The organism is Actinomycetospora sp. NBRC 106375, from assembly GCF_030269665.1.
Taxonomy (GTDB): domain Bacteria; phylum Actinomycetota; class Actinomycetes; order Mycobacteriales; family Pseudonocardiaceae; genus Actinomycetospora.
In genome coordinates this window covers 218,957-245,767 of record NZ_BSTS01000010.1, presented here as the reverse complement: position 1 = coordinate 245,767, position 26,811 = coordinate 218,957, and the positions used below count along the sequence as shown (strand labels likewise).

General features: G+C 73.0%; 26 protein-coding genes and 1 pseudogene. 11 read left to right on the top strand and 16 right to left on the bottom strand.

Annotation, left to right across the window (positions count from 1 at the left end):
- Positions 1–108 precede the first annotated feature (108 nt).
- From QSK03_RS18550 to QSK03_RS18530, 5 genes are all read right to left on the bottom strand, one after another.
- Positions 109–531 carry a hypothetical protein gene (locus tag QSK03_RS18550; RefSeq protein ID WP_285654908.1) on the bottom strand — a complete coding sequence of 141 codons (423 nt, stop codon included), beginning with the start codon at positions 529–531 and terminating at the stop codon, positions 109–111.
- A gap of 55 nt (positions 532–586) precedes the next feature.
- Positions 587–823 carry a hypothetical protein gene (locus QSK03_RS18545; protein ID WP_285654906.1) on the bottom strand — a complete coding sequence of 79 codons (237 nt, stop codon included), beginning with the start codon at positions 821–823 and terminating at the stop codon, positions 587–589.
- Between the two features lie 172 nt (positions 824–995).
- Complete coding sequence (locus QSK03_RS18540; protein WP_285654904.1) at positions 996–2,174, bottom strand: 2Fe-2S iron-sulfur cluster-binding protein; 1,179 nt, start codon at positions 2,172–2,174, stop codon at positions 996–998.
- The gene (locus tag QSK03_RS18535) at positions 2,174–4,075 is read right to left on the bottom strand and encodes an NAD(P)H-dependent oxidoreductase subunit E (protein WP_285654901.1); all 1,902 of its coding nucleotides are present in this window, start codon (positions 4,073–4,075) and stop codon (positions 2,174–2,176) included. The genes QSK03_RS18540 and QSK03_RS18535 overlap by 1 nt, the downstream gene beginning before the upstream one ends.
- Before the next feature lie 4 nt (positions 4,076–4,079).
- Positions 4,080–6,053: a molybdopterin oxidoreductase family protein gene (locus tag QSK03_RS18530; protein WP_285654899.1), complete on the bottom strand. Its 1,974-nt coding sequence runs from the start codon at positions 6,051–6,053 to the stop codon at positions 4,080–4,082.
- Positions 6,054–6,262: 209 nt separating this feature from the next.
- On the opposite strand from QSK03_RS18530, the gene QSK03_RS18525 reads away from it, so the two are divergent.
- The 4 genes and pseudogenes from QSK03_RS18525 to QSK03_RS18515 all read left to right on the top strand — a co-directional run bounded on the left by QSK03_RS18525 (position 6,263) and on the right by QSK03_RS18515 (position 8,801).
- A complete protein-coding gene (locus QSK03_RS18525; RefSeq protein ID WP_285654896.1) occupies positions 6,263–6,775 on the top strand; it encodes a hypothetical protein in 513 nt (170 codons plus the stop codon).
- A 100-nt stretch (positions 6,776–6,875) separates the two neighbouring features.
- A complete protein-coding gene (locus QSK03_RS18520; protein WP_285654893.1) occupies positions 6,876–7,730 on the top strand; it encodes an SDR family oxidoreductase in 855 nt (284 codons plus the stop codon).
- A gap of 56 nt (positions 7,731–7,786) precedes the next feature.
- Positions 7,787–8,131 (top strand): annotated as a pseudogene (locus QSK03_RS33165) (NAD-dependent formate dehydrogenase); the annotation flags it as partial.
- Positions 8,132–8,201: 70 nt separating this feature from the next.
- On the top strand, positions 8,202–8,801 hold the full coding sequence (locus QSK03_RS18515; RefSeq protein WP_285654889.1) for an NAD(P)-dependent oxidoreductase: 600 nt from the start codon (positions 8,202–8,204) through the stop codon (positions 8,799–8,801).
- 50 nt (positions 8,802–8,851) lie between these two features.
- Here the strand turns inward: QSK03_RS18515 and QSK03_RS18510 are convergent, their stop codons facing one another.
- Positions 8,852–10,051, bottom strand: a complete 1,200-nt coding sequence (locus tag QSK03_RS18510; protein ID WP_285654885.1) for a fatty acid desaturase family protein — start codon at positions 10,049–10,051, stop codon at positions 8,852–8,854.
- Positions 10,052–10,337: 286 nt separating this feature from the next.
- Here QSK03_RS18510 and QSK03_RS18505 point away from each other — a divergent pair, with 286 nt between their 5' ends.
- A complete protein-coding gene (locus QSK03_RS18505; protein WP_285654882.1) occupies positions 10,338–11,873 on the top strand; it encodes a serine/threonine-protein kinase in 1,536 nt (511 codons plus the stop codon).
- A gap of 46 nt (positions 11,874–11,919) precedes the next feature.
- Here QSK03_RS18505 and QSK03_RS18500 read toward each other — a convergent pair whose 3' ends face one another.
- From QSK03_RS18500 to QSK03_RS18485, 4 genes are all read right to left on the bottom strand, one after another.
- Positions 11,920–12,075 (bottom strand): hypothetical protein, encoded by a 156-nt coding sequence (locus tag QSK03_RS18500; protein ID WP_285654879.1) that lies wholly within the window; start codon positions 12,073–12,075, stop codon positions 11,920–11,922.
- 223 nt (positions 12,076–12,298) lie between these two features.
- Positions 12,299–12,625, bottom strand: a complete 327-nt coding sequence (locus QSK03_RS18495; RefSeq protein WP_285654876.1) for a hypothetical protein — start codon at positions 12,623–12,625, stop codon at positions 12,299–12,301.
- Between the two features lie 70 nt (positions 12,626–12,695).
- Positions 12,696–14,195, bottom strand: a complete 1,500-nt coding sequence (locus QSK03_RS18490) for a multicopper oxidase family protein (protein ID WP_285654874.1) — start codon at positions 14,193–14,195, stop codon at positions 12,696–12,698.
- Between the two features lie 15 nt (positions 14,196–14,210).
- The gene (locus QSK03_RS18485) at positions 14,211–14,663 is read right to left on the bottom strand and encodes a DUF6220 domain-containing protein (RefSeq protein ID WP_285654871.1); all 453 of its coding nucleotides are present in this window, start codon (positions 14,661–14,663) and stop codon (positions 14,211–14,213) included.
- Positions 14,664–14,981: 318 nt separating this feature from the next.
- Between QSK03_RS18485 and QSK03_RS18480 the strand changes: the two genes are divergently transcribed.
- Together QSK03_RS18480 and QSK03_RS18475 are read left to right on the top strand one after the other, a co-directional pair.
- Positions 14,982–15,263, top strand: a complete 282-nt coding sequence (locus tag QSK03_RS18480) for a PspC domain-containing protein (protein WP_285654868.1) — start codon at positions 14,982–14,984, stop codon at positions 15,261–15,263.
- Between the two features lie 46 nt (positions 15,264–15,309).
- Positions 15,310–17,388, top strand: coding sequence for an NAD(+) synthase (locus QSK03_RS18475; protein ID WP_285654866.1), 2,079 nt, complete (start codon positions 15,310–15,312; stop codon positions 17,386–17,388).
- Here the strand turns inward: QSK03_RS18475 and QSK03_RS18470 are convergent.
- Positions 17,385–18,314 (bottom strand): SCO6745 family protein, encoded by a 930-nt coding sequence (locus tag QSK03_RS18470; RefSeq protein WP_285654864.1) that lies wholly within the window; start codon positions 18,312–18,314, stop codon positions 17,385–17,387. The genes QSK03_RS18475 and QSK03_RS18470 overlap by 4 nt on opposite strands.
- A gap of 188 nt (positions 18,315–18,502) precedes the next feature.
- Between QSK03_RS18470 and QSK03_RS18465 the strand changes: the two genes are divergently transcribed.
- The gene (locus QSK03_RS18465; RefSeq protein ID WP_285654863.1) at positions 18,503–20,878 is read left to right on the top strand and encodes a xanthine dehydrogenase family protein molybdopterin-binding subunit; all 2,376 of its coding nucleotides are present in this window, start codon (positions 18,503–18,505) and stop codon (positions 20,876–20,878) included.
- A 54-nt stretch (positions 20,879–20,932) separates the two neighbouring features.
- Here the strand turns inward: QSK03_RS18465 and QSK03_RS18460 are convergent, their stop codons facing one another.
- Both QSK03_RS18460 and QSK03_RS18455 read right to left on the bottom strand, forming a co-directional pair.
- Positions 20,933–22,351, bottom strand: a complete 1,419-nt coding sequence (locus QSK03_RS18460) for a glucose-6-phosphate dehydrogenase (protein ID WP_285654861.1) — start codon at positions 22,349–22,351, stop codon at positions 20,933–20,935.
- A 70-nt stretch (positions 22,352–22,421) separates the two neighbouring features.
- On the bottom strand, positions 22,422–23,837 hold the full coding sequence (locus tag QSK03_RS18455; protein ID WP_285654858.1) for an MFS transporter: 1,416 nt from the start codon (positions 23,835–23,837) through the stop codon (positions 22,422–22,424).
- A gap of 318 nt (positions 23,838–24,155) precedes the next feature.
- Between QSK03_RS18455 and QSK03_RS18450 the strand changes: the two genes are divergently transcribed.
- Complete coding sequence (locus QSK03_RS18450) at positions 24,156–24,284, top strand: hypothetical protein (RefSeq protein ID WP_285654855.1); 129 nt, start codon at positions 24,156–24,158, stop codon at positions 24,282–24,284.
- A 74-nt stretch (positions 24,285–24,358) separates the two neighbouring features.
- Here the strand turns inward: QSK03_RS18450 and QSK03_RS18445 are convergent, their stop codons facing one another.
- Both QSK03_RS18445 and QSK03_RS18440 read right to left on the bottom strand, forming a co-directional pair.
- A complete protein-coding gene (locus QSK03_RS18445) occupies positions 24,359–24,898 on the bottom strand; it encodes a GNAT family N-acetyltransferase (protein WP_285654852.1) in 540 nt (179 codons plus the stop codon).
- 42 nt (positions 24,899–24,940) lie between these two features.
- Positions 24,941–25,180, bottom strand: coding sequence for a hypothetical protein (locus QSK03_RS18440; protein ID WP_285654849.1), 240 nt, complete (start codon positions 25,178–25,180; stop codon positions 24,941–24,943).
- A 125-nt stretch (positions 25,181–25,305) separates the two neighbouring features.
- On the opposite strand from QSK03_RS18440, the gene QSK03_RS18435 reads away from it, so the two are divergent.
- Together QSK03_RS18435 and QSK03_RS18430 are read left to right on the top strand one after the other, a co-directional pair.
- On the top strand, positions 25,306–25,692 hold the full coding sequence (locus tag QSK03_RS18435) for a hypothetical protein (protein WP_285654846.1): 387 nt from the start codon (positions 25,306–25,308) through the stop codon (positions 25,690–25,692).
- Between the two features lie 27 nt (positions 25,693–25,719).
- The gene (locus QSK03_RS18430) at positions 25,720–26,043 is read left to right on the top strand and encodes a hypothetical protein (protein WP_285654843.1); all 324 of its coding nucleotides are present in this window, start codon (positions 25,720–25,722) and stop codon (positions 26,041–26,043) included.
- A 1-nt stretch (position 26,044) separates the two neighbouring features.
- Here the strand turns inward: QSK03_RS18430 and tenA are convergent, their stop codons facing one another.
- Complete coding sequence (tenA, locus tag QSK03_RS18425; protein ID WP_285654841.1) at positions 26,045–26,716, bottom strand: thiaminase II; 672 nt, start codon at positions 26,714–26,716, stop codon at positions 26,045–26,047.
- Positions 26,717–26,811 lie beyond the last annotated feature (95 nt).

Genomic DNA, 26,811 nt, shown 5'->3' with positions numbered 1-26,811 from the left:
CGTTCTCCCGACCCATCGAGAGCTCCGACGGCGTGGAGATCTCCGGCCTGCCGCTGTTCACCATCGGCCCAGTCGGTCGCGGCGACCGCCGCCACCGAGGGCACCTGATCAGCCCGTCACGGCGCCGACGATCGCGGCCACGAGCAGGACCAGCGCGAGCACGAGCAGCGCGACCGGCGACAGCACCGCGACGAGGATCAGCAGCAGCGCCACCAGCACCTTGGTGGTCGTGCTCATGGCCCCGACCGCGCCCTTGATCGCGGCCCACACCGGGTTCTGGCCCTGCAGCTTCGCGAGCCCGCCGGCCAGCAGGGCGTTCAACCCGACGCCGCCGTTGGCCTTCAGCTCCTCCAGCCGGCCGGCGAAGTCCTCGACCTTGTCCGCGGCCACGGCGGCCAGCCGGTCGATCAGGACGACCGCGAGGCGCTGGAGGCGTTCCCCCGCGGACGGTGGTGCCGCCGTGCCGGCGACGCCGGCGGACGCTGCCGCCGGCCCGCCGACCTCCTGAACGGACGCGGCCGCAGCCGTCATGGGTGCTCCTCGGTGGTGTCGGGGTGCTGTCGCGGGGGATGGCGGGGTGCCGGGGTCAGCCGTGCTCGGTGGCGTCGTGGGCCCGTCGGGCCAGCGCCAGCCCGTCGCGCATCCCCTCGGCGTAGGACCGCGTCTCGCGCTCCTCGACGGTCGGGTCCTCGACGGGCTCGCTCTCGATCAGCGTCGTGAGCACCGCCTCGACGTCGTCCACCCGACCGGCCTCGACCAGCTGGTGCAGACCCTGCACCACCTCGGCCGTCCGGTCCCGCTTGCTGCTCTTCGTGCTCGCCACGGCGGACTCCCTTCGTCGAGACACCGCATCGAGCGGGCCTCGGTTGCGCACACCTCATCAGGCGGGTGCCCGGGCGAGAAGGTCCCCCACCGCCTTGGCGCCCGATGGCGGGGCGTGTTCGGCCGTTCGCGTTCGGTGATGACCCTGAGCGGTCCAGCGCCGGGCGGGACCGTCAGAGGTTCTGCACGTGCTGGAACCCGAAGCGTCCCTTGATGCAGAGGTGCCCGTGGGTCACGGAGTGGTCGGACGGGCTGGACACGTTGACGATGCGGTTCTGCTGGACGTGCAGCTCGAGGTTGCAGCCGACGCCGCAGAACGAGCAGATCGTCGTCGTGACCGTCTCGTCCTCGGGGTGCCAGTCGCCGGCCTCGCGCAGCTCGTACTCCTCGCGGGAGATCAGCGCACCGGTGGGGCAGACCCCGATGCAGTTGCCGCAGTAGACGCAGGCCGAGTCGGGCAGCGGGGTGTCGAACTCGGTGGCGATCCGGGCGTCGAACCCGCGCCCGGCCGCGGCGATCGCGAAGGTGAACTGCGCGTCGGTGCCGCAGGCGTTGACGCACTTGTAGCACATGATGCAGCGCGAGTAGTCGCGCACGTAGAGCTCGTTGTCGACCTTCACGGGCTGCGCGACGGTGGCGGCGGTGGCCCCGTCGGGCAGGTGGTGGTGGCCCGGGTGGCGACGGTCGCGCTCGCCCGCGGCAGCCGGCGCGGCGGGCGGGCCGTAGCGGCTGGTGTCGACCCCGTACTCGCCGATCCAGCGCTGGACGTCACCGCTGGCGCGGTCCATGTCCACCGACGAGGTCAGCAGCTCGAGGACCATGCGCCGGCTGTGCCGCACCTTCTCGGTGTCGGTGCGGACCTTCATGCCGTCCTCGCACTTGCGCGCGCACGACGGCACCAGCGTTCGCGAGCCCTCGACCTCGACCACGCAGACCCGGCAGGCGTTGATGGGGTCCATGTTCGGCGCCCAGCACAGCGTCGGCGTGTCGGCCTGCTGCGGGGTGCCCTCGTCGTGCAGCGCGCCGAGGATCGTCGTCCCCTCCGGCACACGGACCTCGCGGCCGTCGAGCTCGACACTGACCCGACGCTGGATCTGGCCGAGCATCACCGTGCCGGTGCGCAGGCGCTCCTCGGGCTTGTGGCCCGGCGCGGCGGGGTCGACGACCGTCGGGCCGACCGCCGTGTGGGGGTGGGTGTCGCCGTCGGTGCGCTCGCCCGGGGGCGGGCCGCTCCCGTCGCCGCCGACGGCCGCGCCCCCGACGGCCTCGTCCGCGCCGTCGATCGTCTCGCCCACGGGCGCGGCGGACCCACTGCCGGCCGGGGCCGGTCCCTTGCCGCTGGTGGTGGTCATCAGTGGGGCACCTTGCCGTTGGGGGAACGGGCGTCGGGTCGGTCGAGCAGCCCGAGCTGCAGGGCCGAGGTGATCGCGGCGGGCGCGGTCTGGCCGAGCCCGCAGATGGAGGCGTCGCGCATGACGCGGGCCAGGTCGTCAAGCAGGGCGATCTCGGTCTCGCGCGAGCCGATCGGCGTGTCCCGCTCGAGGCGGGCCAGCGCCTCCTCCTGGCGCACCGTGCCGACCCGGCACGGCACGCACTGACCGCAGGACTCGTCGCGGAAGAACGCCGCGATCCGCCGCAGCGTGCCGGTGAGGTCGGCCTGCTGGTCGAACACGAGCACGACGCCCGAGCCGACGGTCGCGCCGATGTCGCGGGTGCCCTCGAGGGTCAGCGCGACGTCGAAGTTCTCCTCCATGACGAAGCCGCCCGCGGCGCCGCCGAGCAGCACGGTGCGCAGCTCCCCGCGCACGCCCCCGGCGAGCTCGAGCAGCCCGCCGAGCGTCGTCCCGAAGTCGACCTCGTAGACCCCGGGCGTGCCCACCGCACCCGAGACGCAGAACAGCTTGGTGCCCGTGGAGCGCCCGCCGCCGATCTCGGCGAACGCCTGGCCGCCGATGTCGAGGATGCCCAGCACGTTGTAGAGGGTCTCGACGTTGTTGATCGCGGTCGGCTTGCCGAACAGCCCTGACACGCTCGGGAACGGGGGCTTGTTCCGCGGCTCGCCGCGGAACCCTTCGATCGACTCGAGCAGCGCGGTCTCCTCGCCGCAGATGTAGGCCCCGGCGCCGCGGCGCAGCTCGATGTCGAAGGCGAAGCCCTCGCCCATGACGTCCTCGCCGAGGAAGCCGCGCGCCCGCGCGGCCTCGATCGCCCCGAGCAGCCGTCGCGTGGCCAGGGGGTACTCGCCGCGGATGTAGAGGTAGCCGGTGCGCGCGCCGGTGACGTAGCCGGCGATCGTCATGGCCTCGACCAGCCCGAACGGGTCGCCCTCCATCAGCACCCGGTCCTTGAACGTGCCCGGCTCGGACTCGTCGGCGTTGCACACGAGGTAGTGCGGGCGTTCCGGCGCGCCGGCCACGCCCTTCCACTTCACGCCGGTGGGGAACGCGGCGCCGCCGCGCCCGGTCAGCGACGAGTCCTCCAGCTCGGTGATCACCCGCGTGGGCCCGAGGTCGACGGCGCGGCGCAGCGCGGCGTAACCGCCGTGGGCGCGGTAGTCGTCGAGGCTGGTCGGGTCGACGACGCCGACGCGGCGCAGCAGGCGCAGCGGCCCGCCCTCGGGCAGTGTGCCGCCGGGACCGGCCTGGGGTGCGCTGACCCGGGTGTCGTCGAAGACCGCGTCCGCCTCGTCGGCCGTCCCGGGGTCGTCGGTCCGCGCGGCCGCGAGCACCGTGTCCGGGGACGCCGGGGCCTGGCTGAGGTCGGGCTCGCCCGCCCGCTGGTGCATCACCGCGGGCGCCCGCTCGCACAGCCCGAGACAGGGGCTGCGGACCCAGCACGCCTGCTCGCCCTGGCCCTCGGGGCCCAGTGCGTCGGTGAGCGCCGTGGCGATCTCCTCGCCGCCGTGGGGCCCGCAGGCGACGTCGTCGCAGACGTGCACGACCCGCGGTGCGCGGGGCTCGACGGCGAACATCGCGTAGAACGTCGCCACCCCGTAGATCTCCGCCGGCGGCACCGACAGGGTGCGGGCGACGTGGTTCAGCGCGCCCTCGGAGATCCAGCCGACGGCGTCGTGGACCGCGTGCAGCACCGGCAGCAGCAGGTGGCGCTGCGCGCGGGCGTCGTGACCCGCGTGGTGGGTGCGGGTGGGCCGGTCCTCCGCGGTGCTCGCCGGGTCGGCGAGCACGTCGAACGCGACGTCGATCGCCTCGCGCTCGACGTCGGTGGGCTCGGCGGTGGAGAGGTGGAGATCCAAGGAATCAGCTTCCTGCCGCGGGCAGCGCGGCGGCTCGTTCGGCGCGTTCGGCGCGTTCGGCTCGGTCTGCTCGGTCTGCTTGGTCGGACAGCTTCTCGACGCGGACGGCGGTGGCCTTGAACTCCGAGGTGCCCGACTTCGGGTCCCAGGCGTCGTTGGTCAGGACGTTGACGTCGACCTCCTCGGTGAAGTGCGGCGTGAACGACGCGAGGCCCGGGCGCAGCGACGGGTCGACCGCCACCGGCGCCTCGACCGCTCCGCGCCGCGAGACGACCCGCACCCGCTCGCCGTCGGCGATCCCGAGACCGGCGGCGTCGGAGGCGTCGATGCGCAGCGACTCGCGGCGGCGCAGCGGCGAGGCGTACCCGCCGGTCTGCACCCCGGAGTTGTAGGCGTCGAGCACCCGGACCGTCGTGAGGCGGATGGGGAACTCCGCGTCGAGTGCGTCGACGGGCGCCACGTGCTCGACCGGGGTGAACGGCGCCGGCTTCCCGCGCTCGGCAGGGGTGTCGGCCCACAGGCGCGCGTGCATCAGCGGCGTGCCGGGATGGTCCTCCGACGGGCAGGGCCACTGCAGGCCGCCGAGCTCGTCGAGGCGGGCGTAGCTCATGCCCGCGTGCCAGTTCAGCGACACCGAGCGCAGCTCGTCCCAGACCTCCTCGGCCGTGGGCTGCCCCCAGTCGTGGCCCAGCGCCGTGGCCAGCCCGCAGATGATGTGGGTGTCCGGCCGGGCCTGCCCCGGCGGGTCGATCGCCTTGCGCACGCGCTGCACGCGGCGCTCGGAGTTGGTGACCGTGCCCTCGTACTCGCACCAGTCCGCCGTCGCCGGGAACACGACGTCGGCGAGCTCGGCGGTCGCCGTGCGGAAGATGTCCTGCACGATCAGGCAGTCCAGGCCCTCCAGCATGTGCCGCGCGTGGGTGGCGTTGGCCTCGGACTCCGCCGGGTTCTCCCCGATGCAGTAGAGCGCCTTGAGCTCGCCGCGCTCCATCGCCTCGAACATCTGCGAGAGGTGCATGCCCGGCTCGCGCGGGTAGTCGTCGCTGCCCCACACCGCGGCGAAGCGGGCGCGCGCGTCCTCGTCGAAGACGTCGTAACCGCCGGGCAGCTTGGCCGGGATCGAGCCCATGTCACCGCCGCCCTGCACGTTGTTCTGCCCGCGCAGCGGCACCAGACCCGACCCGTAGCGCCCGACGTGCCCCGCGAGCAGCGCGAGGTTGATCAGGGCGAACACGTAGTCCGCGGCGTTGTGGTGCTCGGTGATCCCCAGCGTCCAGCAGATCTGGGCGCGGTCGGCCCGGGCGTAGGCGTGCGCGAGCTCGCGGATCGTCGCCGCCGGCACGCCAGTGATCTCCTCGGCGCGCTCGAGCGTGTACGGCTCCACCGTGGCGGCGTAGTCGTCGAAGCCCGTGGTCGAGCGGTCGACGAATGCACGGTTGACCAGGCCCGCGTGGATGATCTCGCGACCGATCGCGTTCGCCAGCGCGATGTCGGTCCCGACGTCCAGACCCAGCCAGGCATCCGCCCAGTGCGCCGTGGACGTGCGGCGCGGATCCACCGAGTACAGCCGTGCCCCGTTGCGCAGCCCCTGCAGCACGTGGTGGAAGAAGATCGGGTGCGTCTCGCGCGCGTTGGATCCCCACAGCACGAGCAGGTCGGCGTGTTCCGCCTCCACATAGGCGGAGGTGCCGCCGCCGGCACCGAACACCGTCGTCAGACCGACGACACTGGGAGCGTGTCAAGTGCGGTTGCAGCTGTCGACGTTGTTGCTGCCCATCACCACCCGCGCGAACTTCTCCGCGGCGTAGTTCATCTCGTTGGTGGCCTTCGAGCAGCTGAACATCCCGAACGCGTCGGCCGGCACCCCGCGCAGACCCGCCGCCGCGCGTTCGAGCGCCTCGTCCCAGCTCGCCGGTCGCAGGGCACCGTTCTCCCGCACGAGGGGCTCGGTGATCCGCACGTGGCGTGGCTTGCGCATGGCTGGAGTACCTCCGGACCGCTGGGTGTCGCCGCGCTCACCACTGTAGGTGGCGCTGGGAGGTGCGTCACATCGTCGGCCCGGATCCCGTATACATCATTCGGTGACCGGCATCTCGCCCTCGCGCGGTCACCCCGTTTGACGGAACGGTCGGCGGGGAAGCGGAGGTCGTCCGGAGTGCGCTGAGGCACAGGTCGCGAGGAGGAACCATGGCGGGCAACCCGAAGGTCGAGCAGGTGGTCGAGCAGGTCCGGGGGCTCAACGAGCAGATCGTGAGCCGTGCCCGCCAGGGCGGCGAGGACTCGCTGCGGGCGTACAAGGAACTGCTCGAGAACCTCGCCGAGGCCGAGGAGGCGGCGGGCGACCGGACGGCCGAGTGGGTCCAGGCGTTCGCCCGAGCTCAGGCGTCCTTCACCCGCGAGCTGGCCGAGGCCTTCCCGTCGCTGCTGCAGCGGATCTCCGGCGGCGTCGCCGGGGTGGCCGGCAGCGCCGCGGACCAGGCGCGGAAGGTCCCCGGCGCGAAGACGGCCGAGGGCGAGGCGAAGGGCGCGGTGTCGCGGGAGCAGGAGCTCCCGATCAAGGACTACGACGACCTCAACGCGGCCGACGCCGTCAAGAAGCTCGACGGGCTCTCCGCGACCGACCTCGGCAAGATCGACGCCTACGAGCGGCGCACGAAGAACCGCAAGACCGTGCTCGACAGGATCCAGAGCCTGCGCTGACGTCGTACGTGAGCGAAATTCCCGGCCATGGCCGGGAATTTCGCTCACATGGCTGCCGGGCCCGTTTCAGGGCGGGGTCCCGTCGTCAAGGCCTGCAGGCATGACGTCCGAGCAGCCTCCCCCGCAGGAGCAGACCTACCCCGGCAGCACCGGGGCGATGGACCCCGAGCCGAACGACGAGATGACCGGCTACGTCGGGCGCGACCTGCTGGCCGGCCGCAGGGCGCTCATCACCGGCGGCGACTCGGGGATCGGGCGCGCCGTCGCGGTGGCGTTCGCCGAGGAGGGCGCCGACGTCGCCATCAGCTACCTGTCCGAGGGTGACGACGCGAAGCACACGCAGTCGCTGGTCGAGGCCCGCGGGCGCCGCTGCGTGCGGTTGCCGGGCGACATCGCCGACCGCGACCACTGCGCCCGCATGGTCGGGCGGGCGGTCGACGAGCTCGGCGGGCTGGACCTGCTCGTCAACAACGCCGCCACCCAGACCCCGGTGAGCGGCCCCGAGGAGCTCTCCGACGAGCAGTGGGACCGCACGTTCGCGACGAACGTGTCCAGCTTCTTCTGGATCACCAAGGACGCCCTGCCCCACCTCGGCGAGGGCTCGGCGATCATCAACACCGGGTCGGTGAACGGGCTGCGCGGCAACAAGGCGCTGCTCGACTACTCCGCGGCCAAGGGCGCGGTGCACGCGCTGACCATGTCGCTCTCGCAGCAGCTGCTGCCGCGCGGCATCCGCGTCAACTGCGTGGCCCCCGGGCCGGTCTGGACGCCCCTGATCCCGGCGACGATGCCCGAGGAGAAGGTCGACTCCTTCGGCGCGCAGGCGCCGATCGGCCGGCCCGCGACGCCCGACGAGATCGCGCCGTCCTACGTGTTCTTCGCGGCCGACCGGCTCTCCTCGTACTACAGCGGCGAGGTGCTCGCCCCGACCGGCGGCGAGACCCACCCCGGGTGACGCGTCCGGTCGTGCACGGCCGTGTCGGCGGCGTCGAGGCCCGGGTAGCCGACCCGATGAAGGTCGTCTACGTCTCCTACCCACCGTCCGAGGGCGCCTCCGTCCCAGCGGACGTCGACAACGCGCTCGGGCTCCGGGAGTTCCTCACCTCGCGGGGCCACGAGCTGGTCACCACCTCCGACACGGGGGAGGGGCTCGACGCCGAGCTCGCCGACGCCGAGGTCCTGATCACGACGCCGTTCTGGCCGGTCTACCTCGACGAGGGGCGGATCGAGAAGGCCACGAACCTGAAGATCGTCATCACGGCGGGCATCGGGTCCGACCACACCGACCCCGAGGTCGCGCAGCAGCACGGGGTGACCGTCGCCGAGGTCACCGGCTCGAACGTCGTCAGCGTCGCCGAGCACAACGTCCTGCAGATCCTCGCGCTGGTCCGGAACTTCGTGCCGGCCTACACCGAGGCGCGCGACGGTGGCTGGGACGTCGCGAAGGTCGTCGCGCCGTCGCACGGACCTCGAGGGCAAGACCGTCGGCATCGTCGGGCTCGGCGCCATCGGCGCACGCACCGCGCTGCGGCTCAAGGGCTTCGACGTCGAGATGGTCTACTACGCCAACCACCGCCGGTCCGCGGGCGAGGAGGCGTCGCTGGGCGTGCGCTACGCCCGGCTCGACACCCTGGTCGAGAAGTCCGACGTGATCTGTCTGGCGCTGCCGCTGATGGAGGGCAGCCAGGCGTTGTTCGGGCCGGAGCGGCTGCAGGCCATGAAGCCCGGTTCGTGGCTGGTGAACACCGCCCGCGGCGCGATCGTCGACCGCGACGCGCTGGTGGAGGCGATCTCCTCCGGGCACCTCGCGGGCTACGCCGGCGACACCTGGTACCCGCAGCCGGCACCCGCCGACCACCCGTGGCGCTCGCTGCCCGACGGCTCCGAGGCCATGACCATCCACTGCTCGGGCATGACGCTCGAGGCGCAGGACCGCATCGCCGAGGGCGTGCGCGAGATGCTCGCCGCCCACCTCGACGGCCGCCCGCTCCCCGAGGACTTCGTCGTGGTCGACGCCGCGGCCTAGGAATGTGAGTGGTTGGCGCCCCGATCGGGGCGCCAATCACTCACATGGGGTCAGGCGGCGACGGGTTCCTCGACGCGGCGCTCGTCGGCGGGGGTCTCCGCGCGCGGGGCGGGGACGTCGACGGGCCCGGTCGGCTTCTCGCGCCCGACCAGACGGTCGACGAAGCGCTTGAGCTCGCCCGCCACCGGCAGCGACAGCTTCCAGATCGAGCGGGTCGACTGCCAGAACTGCCGCGGGAACGGCCCGGTCGTGTAGGGCAGGTCCCAGCGCGCGCAGATGTCGCGCACCTTCTCCGCGATCTCCGGGCACCGGTTGGACGGCAGGTCGGGGAACAGGTGGTGCTCGATCTGGAAGCCGAGGTTGCCGCTCATGAGGTGCATGAGCTTCCCGCCGGTGAAGTTGGCCGAGCCCAGCAGCTGGCGCAGGTACCACTCGCCCCACGTCTCGCCCTCGAGCTCCTCCTCCGTGAACACCTCGGCGCCGTCCGGGAAGTGCCCGCAGAAGATGATCGCGTAGGACCACACGTTGCGGAGGAGGTTCGCGGTGGCGTTCGCGGCGATCGTCGCCGGGAAGAACGGGCCCGAGAGCGCCGGGTAGGCCACGTAGTCCTTGAGCGCCTGCTTCCCGGCCTTGCGACCGATCTGGCGCAGCTTGGCCTTCATCTCCTCGGGGTCGGCGTCCATCTTCGCCGCGCCCTCGATGTCGAGGTCGTGCAGCGCGACGCCCCACTGGAACAGGAACATCAGCAGCGCGTTGTAGAGCGGCTGGCCCAGGTAGTAGGGGTGCCACGGCTGGTCGGACCGGACGCGCAGGATCTCGTACCCGACGTCCTTGTCCTTGCCGATCACGTTCGTATAGGTGTGGTGCAGGTAGTTGTGGGAGTGCTTCCACTGCTCGGCCGGGCAGACGTTGTCCCACTCCCACTGCGCCGAGTGGATCTCCGGATCGTTCATCCAGTCCCACTGGCCGTGCATGACGTTGTGGCCGATCTCCATGTTCTCGATGATCTTGGAGGCGGCCAGGGCGGCGGTGCCGGCGATCCACAGCGGCGGCAGGACGCTGCCGACGAGCGCGACCCGCCCGCCGATCTCCAGCCGGCGCTGGAGCTTGATGACGCCACGGATGTAGGCGGCGTCGTCCTCGCCGCGCGACGCCTCGACGTCGCGGCGGATCTGGTCGAACTCACGCCCGATCGCCGCGACGTCGGCCTCGCTCAGGTGCGTGAACTCCTTGATGTCCGAGATGGCCATGACGGCGGTTCCTCCGCGTCGTTCGGGGGCATCGGATAGGAGTACGTGAAGTACTCGGTACTGACGGTACCTAGCAGGTGGTGCGGATGTCGCTGTGTCCCTGCGCACCACACGGCGCATGGCCCCGGTCACACACCGCGCGGGGCGGGTCGGTGCGACGCCGCCGGGGGAGTGGGCGAGGATGCGGGACGCCACTCGATCGGGGGTCAGGTCCCGAACCGGTGCGAATTCGGTAACGGATCGGTCACGGCCCGCGATAGGCGGTCACGGAGCAGAAGGGAGGGGCATGTCGACGCCGACCTCGGTGCCGAGCGCCTCGGCCACCATCGAGCCCGGCCGCCTGGTCGCCGGCCGGTACCTCCTGCTCGCCCCCGTGGGGCGCGGCGGGTCGGGCTCCGTCTGGCGCGCCCACGACGAGCTGCTGGACCGGGACGTCGCGATCAAGCGGCTGCACGGTGGCCGCGCGCTGGACGAGAACCGTGCGCGGCAGGTCCGCGAGCGTGCGCACCGCGAGGGCCGCGTCGCCGCCCGCCTGCACCACCCGCGTCTCGCCGCGATCTTCGACATGACCGAGCTGGACGGCGAGGTCTGCCTCGTCATGGAGTACGTCGCGGCACCCTCGCTCGGCGACCTCCTGGAGCGCGAGGGCTCGCTGCCGCCGGCGCGGGTCGCGGCCATCGGGGCCCAGATCGCCGAGGGCCTCGCCGCCATGCACGAGCGCGGCATCGTCCACCGCGACGTCAAGCCCGCCAACATCATGATCGGCGACGCCGACACGGTGACCGTCGCCGACTTCGGCATCGCGGTCGTCGACACGGATCCGGGCACCGCCGACCAGCTCGTCGCCGGGACGCCCCACTACATGGCCCCGGAGCTCGCCCGCGGCGGGCCGGCCACCGCGGCCGCCGACGTCTTCTCCCTCGGCGCCACGCTCTACGCCGCGATGGAGGGCACCCCGCCGGCGGGCGACGGCGGCAACGCCCTCGAGGTGCTCTCCCGCGTGGCCACCGGCGTCGTCCAGCCGTCGCGCCACGCCGGCGAGCTGACGCCGGTCCTGCGTGCCCTCCTCGCCCACGACCCCGCCAGCCGCCCGGACGCCGCGCGGGCCGCCCGCCTGCTGCGCGGCGACGCGTCGGCCCCCGCGTCCGCCGCGACGGGCTCCGGTGCCACGGCGGTCGTGTCCGGTGACCCGGCGACCGACGTGGGTGTCCCGCCCTCGACCGCCCGGACAGCCGTCCCGCCCAACGGCCCGGACGGCCCCGACGTCCCGGACGGCGATGCCCTGACCGGGCCGATCGCCATCCCCGCGGGTGCCGCGTCACTCGCGGTGACCCGGGCGGAGACCCCCGTCGGCGCGCGGTCGGCCCGCCGCAAGCGTTCGGAGCGCCTCCGGCCCGCCCGGCGTGCTGTCGCCGCGGGCGCGGGCCTCGTCGGCGTCCTGAGCGCCGCCGGGGGCCTCGTGGCCGCGAACACCTCCGACCCCGTGCCGGTCGCGGCGTCGCCGGACGCCGCGGGCTCCGCCCTGCCCGCCCCGCTGCCGGTGCCCGTCGCCGCACCGCCGGTCATCCCGGCGGGCCCCACGACCACCACGACCACGGCGCGCCGCACCGCCGTCGAGGACGTCGACGAGGTCGCGTCCACCTCGGAGCCGACCACCCGTCGCTCCCGCGACCGGGACGCCGAGCGGGTGGCCGCGGCCTGGGAGCGCTGGTTCGAGCGCTACCGCGACGCCCAGGCCCGCTCGGACCGGGGCCACGGCAACGGGGCCGACAACGGCCACGGGCACGGCCGCGGCCAGGGCCGGGGGCACGGCGGTCGCTGAGCCGCTCCCCCCGCCTCACCGGGGCCCGGGAACGTGATCGGGGCGCTCAGTCCTCTGGGCTCTCGTCGGCGACCCCGCCGCGCGGCGCGGGGACGCGGGCCGGCTCGTCGCCCGTCGACGGTGGGGGAGCGGTCGGGGTCCGGCGGAGGACCCGGCGGATGCGCGGCTCCTGGATCAGGTGATCGTCCCTGCGGTCGCCCATCGTCGCCTCCCGTGCGCCCGCGGTCGCGGAGCGTCGATCCCGAAGGTTAGAGCGGCGGCGGTCCGCGGCGCTGTACGTCAATGTGCGTACATCGGGCCCAGGGCGCTGCGCGCGTCGGGTGACGTCCTTGGTCGCGAGGGGACCGCCCGGTACGTTCCGGCTCGGGATCGCCGGTGCGGATCGAGGGGCCCGCACCGGCGCCGACCCTCCGGGTGCGGCTCCCTCAGACCAGGGCGCGCACGGCGTCGCAGACGTCGAGGGGGTCGGCGTCGACGTCCAGCGGCAGCGCTGACCAGCGCTGACGGTCGCGCCGCGGCGAGTCGCCCGTCACGGCCCACCCCTGCTCGGCCGACCAGTGCAGCGCCCGGACGGCGCGCAGGGGATCGGCGTGCACCCACAGGGTGAAGCCGGCGCCGGTCGCGTCCTCGACGGTCTCGACGTCGTCGGCCTCGAGGAGGTCGAGCGCGCTGGTCACGGCCTCGGCGCACGCGCCGGCGTGGACGAGCAGCCAGGGGGCACCGGTCTCGTGCAGTGCGGTCGGGGCGGACATCGGTCACCTCCACGCGATCCGGGCGGACCGCTCGGGTTACCGACGAGTATCCCGCCGGACGGCGGTGTCGTCACTCCGGGTCGTTGTGGGCGTCCCCACCCACGCGGTAGGGCGTCGTCACGCCCTCGTACATGAGGTGCGCCATGAGGCCCTCGGCCGGGTGGGCGAGGTTGTGGCAGTGGTCCATCCACAGCCCGGGGTTGTCCGCGACGAACGCGATGTCGTAGCTGTGGCCGGTCTGGGCGTCGAGGCTGTCCACCCACCACGGGCTGCCGGTGGCCGGGACGCCGTCGCGCGCCAGGACCACGGCGTGGTGCCCGTGCAGGTGCATGGGGTGCAGCTCGCCGCTCTGGTTGTCGATGTGCATCCGCACCACGTCGCCTTCGCGCACCACGTACATCGGCACGTCGGGCCACAGGTGGCCGTTGACCGTCCACCACAGCCCGGGAGTGCCGTCGAGGAACCCGATGCGCCGGCCGATGTCGTAGTCGAAGCGGCGGTCGGCGGCGTCGGGGTCGAACGGCAGCGCGGCCGGCGTGCCGTAGCGCAGCGGGTCGAGCTCGCCGGCCGGCCGGGGTGTCGGGGGCAGCGGCCGCCCGAAGGTGACCGCCGACGCGCCGCCCAGCTCGACGCGCACGCCGGCGCCGTCGGCGGGCAGGTCGACCTCGAGGTCGGCGCGGGCGCCCGCCGTGATCGACAGCGAGTCGGTCGTCGGCGCGGGAGCGTTCACGTCGTGGCCGTCGATCGCGACGAGGCGGTACGGCGCGCCCCCGACCCACGCCTGCACCGGGCCGTTGTCGGTGTTGACCACCCGCACGCGCACGCGCGTCCCCGGCGCGCCCGGCGCGGGCACGTCGCCCTCGCGCCCGTCGACGGTCCGCCGGCCCTGGTAGACGTGGGTCAGCGCGAGGACGTCCCCGGTCGCGCCGAGCCCGCCCGGCGGCGTGACCACCAGCGCGCCGAACAGGCCGCCTTGCACCTGCGGGTCGGCGACCTGGTGCGAGTGGTACCAGAACGTCCCGGCCTGCCCGGCCCGGAAGCGGTAGACGAACGAGCCGCCGACCGGCACCGCGTCCTGGGTGACCCCGGCCACGCCGTCGTCGCCCGAGGGGACGTCGTACCCGTGCCAGTGCAGGGTGACGCCCTGGGTGACGTTCTCGTTGACGAGGCGGACCTGGACCATCTGGCCCTGCACGGCCCGGATCTCCGGGCCGGGGGTGACGCCGTTGAGCGTGAACCCGTCGATCACGCGGCCGGACGCGAGCGTGACCCGCCCGGCGCGCGCCACCAGCGTGACGTCGACGTCGGCCGGGCCCGGGGGCTCACGCAGCTGGTCGACCGACGTCCCGCCCATCCCGGCCATCCCGGCCGTGCCGGCGTGATCCGGCATGCCGGCCGGGCCGCCGCCGAAGTCCGGGGTCCCCATGTCCTCGACCGAGTAGCGGGCCGGCACGAGGCTGTCGGCCCACATCCAGCCGACGGGGACGACGACGGCGAGCGCGGCGAGGACGGCCACCAGGGTCCGCCGGTGGGCCCGGGTGCCCCAGGTCCGGCGCCGCGCCCGCAGCATCGTCGGTGCTCCGCCCTAGACCATCGCCGCGGGCGCCTGCGACGTCGTCGTCGGCGTGGCCGTGAGGCGGGCGGACATGACGGCGACCACGAGGATGGCCAGGGCCACCGCGCCGTGGAGCATCCCGAGCGCCGGCACCGCGTGGGCGAACATGCCCAGCAGCACCTGGACGACGACCAGGCCGAAGAGGGAGGCGGCGAACGCCACCCCGCGGGGCAGCTTGGCGAAGAACGAGACGACCAGCAGGATCAACGCCACGGCGGGCACGATGATCTGCCCGTTCATCCCGTGGACCATGAAGCCCACGACGCCGTCGAACTGCACGTCGCTCTGGATCGCGGCGGCGTCGAGCACCCCGCCGCCCTCGATCCAGGCCGTGAGCCCGAACACCGCCCACGCGATGGCCGCCGCCTGGACGACCACCTCCAGGGCGAGGATCCAGGCCAGCACCCGATAGGTCGTCCGCACGATCGGCCCCTTCCCGCGGGTGGGCCCGCGCGCATCCGCGGCGCTCGCCCCCCGCACCTCACGGTGGTGGTCCGCCGGCCTCGGCCGACGGTGTCGCTCACTGTAAGTCAGATCACCATCAAAGAGCTAGGCTGAAAGAGTGAACAGGGGACCGTCTAGCGTGAAATGACTACGCGGTGTCAGTAGTCGGTGCGGCCTTCAGGGCGACGACCTCGCACATTCCCCGACCGACCCCGAGGAGCTCCCGGCGCAGGATCCGGGTCCGGCCGGGGTCGGACCCGGAGGGCGGGTGGCGTCCGCGGCGGCAGGCTCGACGCCATGACCACACCGCAGAACACCCCCGCCGCCCCGACCCCGTCCACGCTCGGGTTCCGCCGCAGCGTGCGTGACCGCTGGATCGCGGGCGTGTGCGGCGGCATCGCCGAGCGCACCGGCCTGGACCCGACCCTCGTCCGCGTCCTCGCGGTACTCCTCGCCGTTTTCGGGCACCTCATCGGTCTGATCGCCTACCTGGCCGCCTGGGCGCTGGTGCCGGAGGAGACGCCGGCGGCCCCGGCGCCCCCGACCGCGCCGCCGGAGTCCACCGACACCGCGGTGTGACCGCACCACGGCGACCGGGTGGGCGATCTACGCTCGCCCGGCCGCCGTGTCACGGGACAACCAGCAGGAGGACCGCCCGGAGATGCCCACCCCGCCCTTCACCTCGGTGTACCACCAGGGCTTCGTGCGGGTCGCCGCCGCGACGCTGCGCACGACCATCGCGGACCCGGCGGCCAACGCCGCGTCGCTGCTCTCGGTCGCCCGGGAGTGCCACGACGACGGGGTGGGCCTCGTCGTGTTCCCGGAGCTCACGCTCTCGGGCTACTCGATCGAGGACCTGCTGATGCAGGACACGCTGCTCGACGGCGTGGTCGACGCGCTGGCCGACGTGGTCGCCGCGTCCACCGGGCTGACCCCGGTGCTCGTCGTCGGCGCCCCGCTGCGCCGCGGGCCGCGGGCCTACAACTGTGCGGTCGTCGTGCACCGGGGCCGCGTGCTCGGCGTGGTGCCGAAGAGCTACCTGCCGAACTACCGCGAGTTCTACGAGCCGCGCCAGCTCGCCGCCGGCGCCGGCGAGGAGGGCACGATCCGCCTCCTCGGCGCCGACGTGCCCTTCGGCGCCGACCTCTTGTTCGCGGCGGACGACGTCGACGGTCTCGTGCTGCACGTCGAGGTGTGCGAGGACATGTTCGTCCCGATCCCGCCGAGCGCCGAGGCCGCCCTCGCCGGGGCCACCGTGCTCGCCAACATCTCCGGCAGCCCGATCACGGTCGGGCGCGCCGACGACCGCCAGCTGCTGGCGCGCTCGGCCTCGGCCCGGTGCTCGGCCGCCTACGTCTACGCCGCCGCGGGGGAGGGGGAGTCGACGACCGAGGTCTCCTGGGACGGCCAGACCTCCATCCACGAGAACGGCGTCCTGCTCGCCGAGACCGAGCGCTTCCCGTCCGGGGAGCGCCACGCCGTCGCCGATGTCGACCTGCGCCTGCTGCGCTCCGAGCGCCTGCGGATGGGCACGTTCGACGACAACCGCCGCCGCCACGAGCGCGCGTTCCGCACGATCGGCTTCGCCCTCGAGCCGTCCACCGGGGACATCGGGTTCCGGCGCGAGGTCGAGCGCTTCCCGTTCGTGCCCGCGGACCCCGCGCGTCTCGAGCAGGACTGCTACGAGGCCTACAACATCCAGGTCGCCGGGCTGGAGCAGCGGCTGCGGGCGATCGGCCGGCCGAAGGTCGTCATCGGCGTCTCGGGCGGGCTCGACTCCACCCACGCGCTGATCGTCGCCGCCCGGGCGATGGACCGCGACGGCCGCCCGCGCTCGGACATCCTCGCGTTCACCCTGCCCGGCTTCGCCACCGGCGAGCGGACGAAGTCCAACGCGCAGCGCCTCGCCGAGGCCCTGGGCGTCACCTTCGAGACGATCGACATCACCGAGACCGCGCGGCTCATGCTCGCCAACCTCGGGCACCCGTTCTCCCGGGGCGAGCCGCAGTACGACGTCACGTTCGAGAACGTCCAGGCCGGGCTGCGCACCGACTACCTGTTCCGGGCCGCCAACCAGCGGGGCGGGATCGTGCTGGGCACCGGCGACCTGTCGGAGGCCGCGCTCGGGTGGTCCACGTACGGCGTCGGCGACCAGATGTCGCACTACACCGTGAACACCGGCGTGCCGAAGACGCTCGTCCAGCACCTCATCCGGTGGGTGATCAGCTCGCGGCAGTTCGACGACGACGTGGCCACCGTGCTGCAGGACGTGCTCGACACCGAGATCAGCCCAGAGCTCGTGCCGGCCGACGCGGGCGAGGAGATCCAGTCGAGCCAGCAGAAGATCGGGCCCTACGACCTGCAGGACTTCACCCTCTACTGGGTGCTCCGGTACGGGTTCCGTCCCTCGCGCATCGCGTTCCTGTCCTGGCACGCGTGGCGCGACCTCGACGCCGGCGCCTGGCCCCCGGGCTACCCCGAGGGCGACCGCACGTCCTACGACCTCGCCGAGATCCGGCGCTGGCTGCTGGTCTTCGCGCAGCGGTTCTTCGGGTTCGCGCAGTTCAAGCGCTCCGCGATGCCCAACGGACCGAAGGTCGTCGCCGGCGGCTCGCTCTCGCCCCGCGGCGACTGGCGCGCGCCGTCGGACTCGTCGGCGCGGATCTGGCTCGACGAGATCGAGAAGTGCGTGCCCGAGAGCTAGCCGGCCGCCCGCTTGTAGGGATCGGGCGGGAACCAGCCGTGCGCCACGACGGCGTCCGACCACCCGGCCAGGGCGTCGACCGTGCGGTCGAGACGGTTCCCGAGGGCGTCGACGACCGGCTGCTGGGCGCGGTCGGTGGCCTCCTCGATCCCGTCGCGGAACCGGCGGCCGTCGGCGGAGAGCGCGTCCCCGTCGACCAGGCCGCGCTCGCGCAGCCGGGCGATCGCGGCGTCCATCGCCTCCTGCGGCCAGCCGCGGGTGGCCGTGTACTCGAGCAGCGCGAAGCCCACCCACAGCTCGGTGAGGATGTTGGCCTCGATGCTGTCGAGCCCGGCGGCGACGCAGGCCGCGACGTGCGCGTCGCCCCGGTGCTCGCGCAGCAGGCTCGTCACGTGCCACAGGCGGCCGTGGGCGTGCTGGGGCCACGGCAGCGCGGTGGACCCGGCGAACAGCGGTCGGCCCATGAGGTCGGCGCCCGCGAGGCCGTCGCGCAGGAGGTCGACCACCGCATCGATCTCGGCCTCGTCGACGTCGGCGAGGACGGTGCGCAGGGCCTCGGTGCCGGCGTGCTCGCGCAGCGCGCGCAGGTCGGCGACCGAGCACGTCGCGCGCGCCTGGTCCCACAGCCCGCCGACCAGGCCCGGTTCGAACACGGCGAACGCCGCGGCGACGACGCCGCCCTCGACGTCGCCCAGCGCGGACCCGCGGCCGCCGACGTAGGCGCCGAGGAAGTCGAGGCCGGCCGTCCCGGCCCGCTCGGCGGTGGGCTCGCCCCAGACGGTCACCATCGCGAGCGGCTCGATCGCGTCGCGCAGCCGCCGCGCGGGCGTGGTGGCGGGCGGGTCGACCACCGGCCCCGTCCGCGGCCGGCAGAAGGTGTCCCGGGCCTCGGCGAAGTCCATGGTCTGCAGATGGTCGTGGGGCACCGGGGCTTCGTCCAGCGTCTCCGATTTTCCGCGACCCGGTTGTGCCCTACCGTACGGCGTGACCGCGGTCGCCCGGTCGGACGCGGCCGGGCGAACACTCGGTCCACTGGGGGAAGTCCCGACTCGACGCCGCCCCGTTGGTCTGATCTTCTGATCCCCCCGGCACGGGCACCACTGGAGGACCCGCAATGACCATCACCCCCACCCGTTCCACGTCGATCTTCGGCAACTCGGTGAAGCGCACCGAGGACAAGGGCCTGATCCGGGGCGCCGAGGACTACACCGGCGACCTCCCGGTCGAGGGCTCGTACCACGCGGTCTTCGTCCGCTCGCCGATCGCGCACGGCACGATCACCAGCATCGACGCCGACGAGGCGCGGTCGATGCCCGGCGTCGTCGCGGTGTACGTCGACGGCGAGCTGAACGTCAACGACCGCCCCGGCCTGCCCGGTGTCGTGCCCGACGCCATGAGCCGCCCGGCCTTCGCCCGCGGCAAGGTGCGCTTCGTCGGCGACATCGTCGCGGTCGTCATCGCCGAGACCGCCGGCCAGGCGCTGGACGCCTCCGAGGCGGTCTTCGCCGACATCGAGCCGCTGCCCGCGGTCACCGACATCGAGGCCGCGCTCGCCGACGACGCCCCGAAGCTCTTCGACGACCTCGGGTCGAACCTCGTCGCCGGCGACGGCACCGGCACCGTCGAGGGCATCTTCGACACCGCCGACACCGTCGTGAAGCACACCTTCTACAACCAGAAGCTCGCCGGCGTGCCGATGGAGTCGAACGCCTGCGTGGCGATCCCCGGCGAGGCCGACAAGATCAAGATGTACGTCTCGAGCCAGGGTCCGCACGGCGCGCGGGACGCCATCGCGGGCGACCTCGGTGTCGACGGCGCGAACGTCCACGTCATCGCTCCGCGGGTCGGCGGCGGGTTCGGGCCGAAGATGCACGCCTACCAGGAGTGGGGGATCGTCGGCGCGGCGGCGCGGGCGCTCGGCAAGCCCGTCCGCTGGACCGAGACCCGGTCCGAGAACATGCTCTCGATGGTCCACGGGCGCGCCCAGGTCCAGTACGTCGAGATGGGTGTGAAGAACGACGGCCGGATCGTCGGGCTGCGCGCCACCGCCATCGGCGACGCCGGCGCGTACCCCGTCCTCGGCACGATCCTGCCGAGCCTGACCCAGCTCATGGCGCAGGGCGTCTACGACATCCCGGCCATCGACTTCACGTGGAAGGCCGTCGCCACCAACACCACGCAGATCGGGGCCTACCGCGGCGCCGGGCGTCCCGAGGCGACGCAGATGCTCGAGCGGATCATCGACATCGCCGCCGACGAGATCGGCGTCGACCCGCTCGAGATGCGGCGCAAGAACTTCCTGACGCCGGACAAGTTCCCGATGACCAGCCTCACCGGCGCGCAGTACGACAACGCCGAGCACGCCAAGGCGCTCGACGCGGCGAAGGCGGCGGCGGGCTACGACGACCTGCTCGCCGAGCAGCAGCAGAAGCGCGCGGCGGGCGCGCGCGTGGCCATGGGCATCGGCATCGCGTCCTACGTCGAGGTCACCGCGCCGCTGGGTCTCGACGTCGAGTTCGGCTCGGCGCAGGCCCACCCCGACGGCACGTTCACCGTCAAGGCCGGCACGAGCGCGCACGGCCAGGGCCACGAGACCGCCTTCACCCACATCGCCTCGCAGATCCTGGGCGTGCCGATGGAGAAGGTGCGCCTCGTCCAGTCCGACACCGAGCTGGTGCGCAGCGGCGCGGGCACCGCCGGTTCCCGGTCCTTGCAGACCGGCGGCAGCGCGATCTGGACCGCGTCCGAGCAGCTGGTGTCGCGGGCCCGCGAGATCGCCGCGCACATGCTCGAGGCGTCGCCCGACGACATCGAGCAGGTCGACGGCGGGTTCGGGGTCAAGGGCATCGCCGACACCCACGTCTCGTGGGCGCAGGTCGCGACGGCGTCCGAGGACGGCACGGGCTACGACCCCGGTGTCGGCGGCAAGCAGCTGCTCGAGGAGCTCGACTTCACCCAGGGCCAGTCGAGCTTCCCGTTCGGCACGCACATCTCGGTGGTGGACGTCGACCTCGACACCGGCATGGTGAAGCTGCGCCGGCACGTCGCCGTCGACGACTGCGGCCGCATCCTCAACCCGATGCTCGTCACCGGCCAGCAGCACGGCGGGATCGCCCAGGGCATCTCGCAGGCCCTCTACGAGCGGGTGACCTACGACGAGGACGGCAACCCGACGTCGGGGAACCTCGCGTCCTACCTGATCCCCTCGGCGGCGGACCTGATCACCTACGAGGCCACGAACACCGAGACCCCCACGCCGCTGAACCCGCTCGGCGCCAAGGGCATCGGGGAGTCCGGCACGATCGGCTCGACGCCCGCGGTGCACAACGCCGTGGTCGACGCGGTCTCGCACCTCGGGGTGCGGCACATCGACATGCCGCTGGCCCCGGAGACCGTGTGGCGCGCGATCCAGGGCGCGTCGGGCGACGACCCGGCCAATCGCCAGGCCGCCGGCCCCCAGTACGCGGGCGAGCCGGGCGCCCAGCACTGACCGGTACGTGAGCGAACTTCGGTGCCATAGCACCGAAGTTCGCTCACGTAGGGCTCAGCCGGGGAGCACCCAGCCGACGGGGTCAGCGAGGCGCAGGGCGGACTCCGGGCCCCAGGAGCCGGGCGCGTAGGGCTCGGGCGCCCGGTGGTCGTCGAGCACCTCGGCGGCGGCGGTCCAGACGTCCTCGAGGCCGTCGGGGCGGGTGAAGAGCGCGCGGTCACCCGTGAGCACGTCGTGGATCAGGCGGACGTAGGGCGGCAGCGGGTCGCCGCCCGAGAGGCTGTCGAGCGGGATCTGCGTCCACGCGGTGCCGAGCTCGGACGAGGCGCCCGGCGTCTTGACGTTCATCGACAGCGCCAGGGCGCCGTCACCGGCGAGGTCGAAGCACAGCACGTTGCCGCGGGTGGGCAGGTCGCGCTCGTCGACCGGGCCGTCCTCGGGGTCGCGGAAGACGAGGTTGACCTTCTGGTGGCTCGCGGCCATCCGCTTGCCGGTGCGCAGGAGGAACGGCACGCCGCGCCAGCGGTCGCTGTCGATCCACAGCCGCGCCGCGACGAAGGTCTCGGTGGTGGAGTCGTCGGCGACGTGGTCGAGGTCGCGGTAGCCCTCGAACTGCCCGCGGACCACCTCGTCGCGCTGCAGCGGACGGAAGTGGCGCACCGCCTCGTCGCGGGCGGCGGCGACGTCGTCGGCGCGGAACGTGGGCGGCGGGTCCATCGCCACCTCGGCCGCCACCTGGAACAGGTGCGTCACGAGCATGTCGAGCACGGCGCCGGTGGCGTCGTAGAACTCGGCGCGGTCGGCGACGTCGAGGACCTCGGGCACGTCGATCTCCACGGCGGCCACGTGGTGGCGGTCCCAGGAGCTCCCGAACAGGCCGTTGGCGAACCGCAGCGCGCGCAGCTCCTGGGTGGCCTCCTTGCCCAGGAAGTGGTCGATGCGGAAGACCTGGGACTCGTCGAGGACGTCGTGCACGACCTCGTCGAGCTCCCGGAAGCTCTCCAGCGAGGTCCCGAAGGGCTTCTCGTAGACGACGCGGGCGCCCTCGGCGAGGCCGTGGGCGCCGATGGCGCGGGTGTACTCGCCGAACGTGCTCGGCGGCAGGCCGAGGTAGTGCACCAGCTGGGCGTCCTCACCGATCTCCCCGCGGGCCTCGGCGATGCGGTCGAGCAGCTCGCCCGGATCGTCGGCGGTGAACCCGCCGCCGGCGAAGCGCAGCCCCGCGGCGAACTCGTCCCACGGCCCGTCCTGGGGCGTCAGGCCGCCGAACTGTTCCAGGGCCTCGTGGACCTCGTCGCGGAACTCGTCGTCGGTCTTCGTGCGGCGCCCGTTGCCGATCAGGCGCCAGTCGTCGGGCAGGAGCTTCTCCTGCACGAGTCGGAAGAAGGACGGCAGGACCAGACGCTTGGCCAGGTCACCGGTCGCCCCGAAGAGGACGAACACGGTGGGGCCGGGGGAGTCGGGTGCGGACACGGGCTCATCGTGCCCGTGATCGCGGCGCCCGACACCCCCGGCGACCCACCGTGGTGACCCGATGGGTGACTCAGTCGCGGGAGGCGACCAGCTCGCGGGCCTCCTGCTCGGTGGACACGGCCGGGTTCGAGCCCATGAGCGGCTGCCCGGCCGGGTCGCGGAGCTTGATGAGCACCGCGGCGCCCGCGACGGCGAAGATGATCAGGTAGACCGCCGGCCAGTACGCCCACCCGGTGCCGAGCACGACCGCGGTCATGATCAGCGACGTCGTCCCGGCGAACGCCGAGACGAAGATGTTGAACGAGATCGACAGACCGCCGTAGCGGATCTCCGTCGGGAACAGGGCCGGCAGCGTCGACGGGCAGGTCGACGAGAAGCAGATCAGCAGCGCGCCCATCACGGCGAGCCCGAGGCCCACGAGGGGCACCGACCCGCTCTTGAGCACCAGGATCATCGGGAAGGCGAGCACGATCGTCCCGATCGTGCCGACCCAGAGGATCGGCTTGCGCCCGACGCGGTCGGAGAGCCGTCCGAGCAGCGGGATGATGAAGACGGCCACCCAGAGGATCCCGATCTGGAGCCACTGCGACGTGGTGCTGTCGATGGCCGTGCCGCCGACCACCTGGACGTTGTCCTCCAGGTACGTCGGCATGTAGCTGGTGAGCATGTAGTTCGGGACGTTCCAGGCCACGACGAGCCCGCCCGCGGCGAGCATCGCGGGCCAGTAGTCCACGAACAGCTTCTTGATCCCGGCCGTCGCCTGGTTGCCCTCGCGCTCCTCGGACTCCGAGAGCAGGGTCTGGAAAGCCGGCGTCTCTTCGAGTCGCGTCCGGAGGTAGACACCGACGATGCCCAGCGGGAGCGCGATGAAGAACGGGATGCGCCACGCCCAGGTGGAGGCGAACTCCTCGGTGGAGACCAGCGGGATGACGGTCGCGACGGTCGCACCGAGGGCGTAACCGATGAACGTCCCGCACTCGAGGAAGCTGCCGAAGAAACCGCGGCGCCGGTCGGGGGAGTACTCGGCGATGAACGTCATCGCGCCCGCGTACTCGCCGCCGGTGGAGAAGCCCTGCACGACGCGGCACAGCACGAGCAGGATCGGCGCCCAGATGCCGATCGCGGAGTACGGCGGGATGAACCCCAGCAGGAACGTCCCGATGGCCATCATGATGACGGTGATCGACAGGACCTTCGTGCGGCCGATCCGGTCGCCGAGCGGTCCGAAGAACAGCCCGCCGAGGGGCCGGACCAGGAACGAGACCGCGAAGCCCGCGAACACACCGATCTGGGCGAGCGTGGGGTTGTCGGGCGGGAAGAACTGTTCCTCGATGGTCGTCGCCAGATAGGCGTACACCCCGAAGTCGAACCACTCGGTGATGTTCCCGACGGCCGCGGCGCCCACGGCGCGCTTCATCGTGCCGGTGTCGGTGACGGTGACGCCGTCGGGCACTCCTCCGGAGCCACCGGAGTCTGTCTGCGTCATGTCATCTCCCCTCACCCCGCTCGGGGACGGTGTTGTCCGATTTGCCGGAAACGTGCGTAATGTCGTTAACGCCCGTTTACTTCGAGTACTTGTCGGACACTACTGAACGGCGCGGCTGTACACACGGCGGAACGGTGACGTTGCTGTGAGTGGAGTCATGCCGCGCGAGGCGAACGCGATGGAACATCACCCGAGATCGACGCGTCTCTAGGGGTGGATGCAGACAGCATCCACGGTTCGCAAGCGTCGGCGGACCGGTCGGGTCATCCGGACCCGGTCACCGGCCCCGGCGCGTGCACGTGGTGAGGAGGAGCCGTCATGGCGGCAGTGTTCATGGGCATGATCGTGAGTGCGGGAGCGGGCGTCGGGGTGGCTTCGGCCCTCGTGCGTCACGCGCAGCGCAACTGGAGCCGGCGCCCGGCGACTGCGGTCGCCCTCGAGGCCTGATCCGGCCCGCAACACACGGTCCCCGACGGGCCGTCCCGCGATCGCGGGGCGGCCCGTCGTCGTCTGTACGGGTCTCAGCCGTCGGGACGCAGGTCGATCTGCATCAGCACGGTGTCGGCCCACTGGCCGTTCTTGTAGCCCACCGACGACATCCGGCCGACCTCGACGAACCCGAGCCTGCGGTGCAGCACGATCGACGGCGTGTCGTGCCGCGACCCCGGCAGGGCGGCGATCACGGCGACGACCTGGCGCACCTCGGTGGGCCGCACCTCGTCGAGCAGCCCGGCGAGCAGGCGCGAGCCGAGGCCGCGACCGGCGGCCTCCGGGGCGATGTAGATCGAGTCCTCGACCGTGTAGCGGTAGGCCGCGTGCGGGCGGAACGGCGCCGCGTAGGCGAAGCCCTCGACCTCGCCGTCGACCTCGGCGACGAGGAAGGGCAACCCGGGGTGGGCGCCCGCGATGCGCTCGCGCCAGTACTCGTCGGACGGTGGTTCCTCGACGAACGTCGCGATCGACTGCAGGACGTAGCCGGCGAAGATCGCCGCGACCCGCTCCGCGTCCTGCGCGGCCGCGGGACGCAGCACACCGGTGGCGGTGGCGGGATCCGTGGACACGGACCCGATTCTGGACCCTGCGGGCTCCGACGGCTCCAGGGCCTACTCCACGCGGACCAGCGAGAACTCCCACTCGCCGCTCGGCTCGTTGTAGCGGGTGCGCTCGTAGATCGCGTGCTGACCGGCGCCCGCCATGTCCGAGACGGTGCGGCGGATGCCGTGCTCGCCGGTCGGGAGCGGGATGCGCTGGAGCAGCGGCGGCTCCCCGCCGGCGTCGTCGGGCAGCGTGATCGACCCGGCTCCCTGCAGGGGACCGTTGACGTACCGCACCGCGAACTCCATGTGCCCTCCCAGACGCGTTCGGCACACCCTACGACTCCGGCCCGAGATCGTCACCGGCGCCCGCGCGGCCGTGTTGCCCCGTTCGGCTGACTGCTGAGGGTTCAAGTACCACGTAGCGTGGCCTGGTGCGGTCCGCTCTCCTGCTGCTCGGCGGCCTGGTCCTGATCGGGGCCGGCGTCGCCGTCATCGCGCTCGAGGTCCCCGGTCGCTGGGTGGTCGGTCCCGCCCTCATCGTCGTCGGCGTCCTGGTGAAGATCGCCGGCTTCCTGCTCACCGGCGACGCCGCGCCCTCGCCCACCTCCGGCGCCCGGCGCACGGTGACCACGCTCGGACCGCCGGCGTCCGAACGGACGCGCGGCGGTGTCCCGATGACCCGGTCGACCCGGCGCGGCGAGCGTCCCCGCCCGGCCCGCGCCGCAGCACGCACGGCCCGGTCCAGCGAGGTCGCGCGCGAGGCGGCGCTGGCGCGGACGCGCTCGCGCCACGGCACGGGTCGTCGGCGCGCGTCCTGACCTCCCGCGCAGGTCTAGGGTCCTCGCGTGAGCGCCGCCTGGGAGTACGCGACGCTGGAGATCTCGGCGGTCGGCCTGGCCGAGGACGCGCCGGCGGGCGCCGACCGCGGCGACGCGGCCGAGTGGCAGATCTACGCGATCGGCCCGGCCGGCGAGCTGATCCTCGAGGAGTTCCGGCCCTACCGCGTGGCGTGGGCGCGCGTCTACGCCGAGCAGCTCAACCGGCTGGGACAGCAGGGCTGGGAGCTCGTGGGCATCGCCGGCCCGCAGCACGCGCCGGTGCCGACCGCGCCCGGCACGGCGCACCACGTCGTCGAGACCCGGTTCGTGCTGCGCCGTCCCGCGCCGTGACCTACACCGGCCAGCTCTCCTGCCGCCAGGCCGCGTCCCAGAACATCCACTCGTAGCGGCAGGTCGTCACGTAGTGCTCGCGCACCCGCGCGCGCTCCGCGTCGCCGAGGTCCGGCCCGACGCGGTCGGTGAGCGCGAGGACGGCGTCGACGACGGCCTGGAACTCCTCGCCGCCGTACATCGCGATCCAGCGGGCGTAGAGCGGGTCGGGCGAGGAGTCCTCGAGCAGGGACTCGCCGACCTTCGCGTAGATCCAGTAGCACGGCAGCACCGCACCGAGGCCCTCGGCGAACGAGCCGCCGTGACAGGTGGCGAGCAGGTAGCTGGTGTAGGCGGTGGTGGTCGGCGCGACGGGCGTCGCGGCGGCGTCGGCGGCGGTCAGGCCCAGCGCGTCAGCGAGCCCGGCGTGCATGTCCTGCTCGGCCGCGATCGCCCCGGCGGCGTGCTGGGTGAACATCACGGTGTCGTCCGCGGTGGGGGCGCGGGCGCCGAGCACGGCGAGCGCGCGGGCGTAGCCGCGCAGGTAGTGGGCGTCCTGCACGACGAAGTGCCGGAAGGCGGCGTGGGGCAGCGTCCCGTCGGCCAGGCCGGTGAGGAACGGGTGCTCGCGGACCCGGGCGTACACGTCGGCGCCGGCGGTCCAGAGCTCGTCGCTGAAACCCACGGCGACCATCCCATCACGGAATGTGTCCACTCGCGCCCGTAGCGGCGCTGTCACACACACGTCACAGAGGGGTTGCAGCGTTCGTCGTGACCACACCGGCCGCT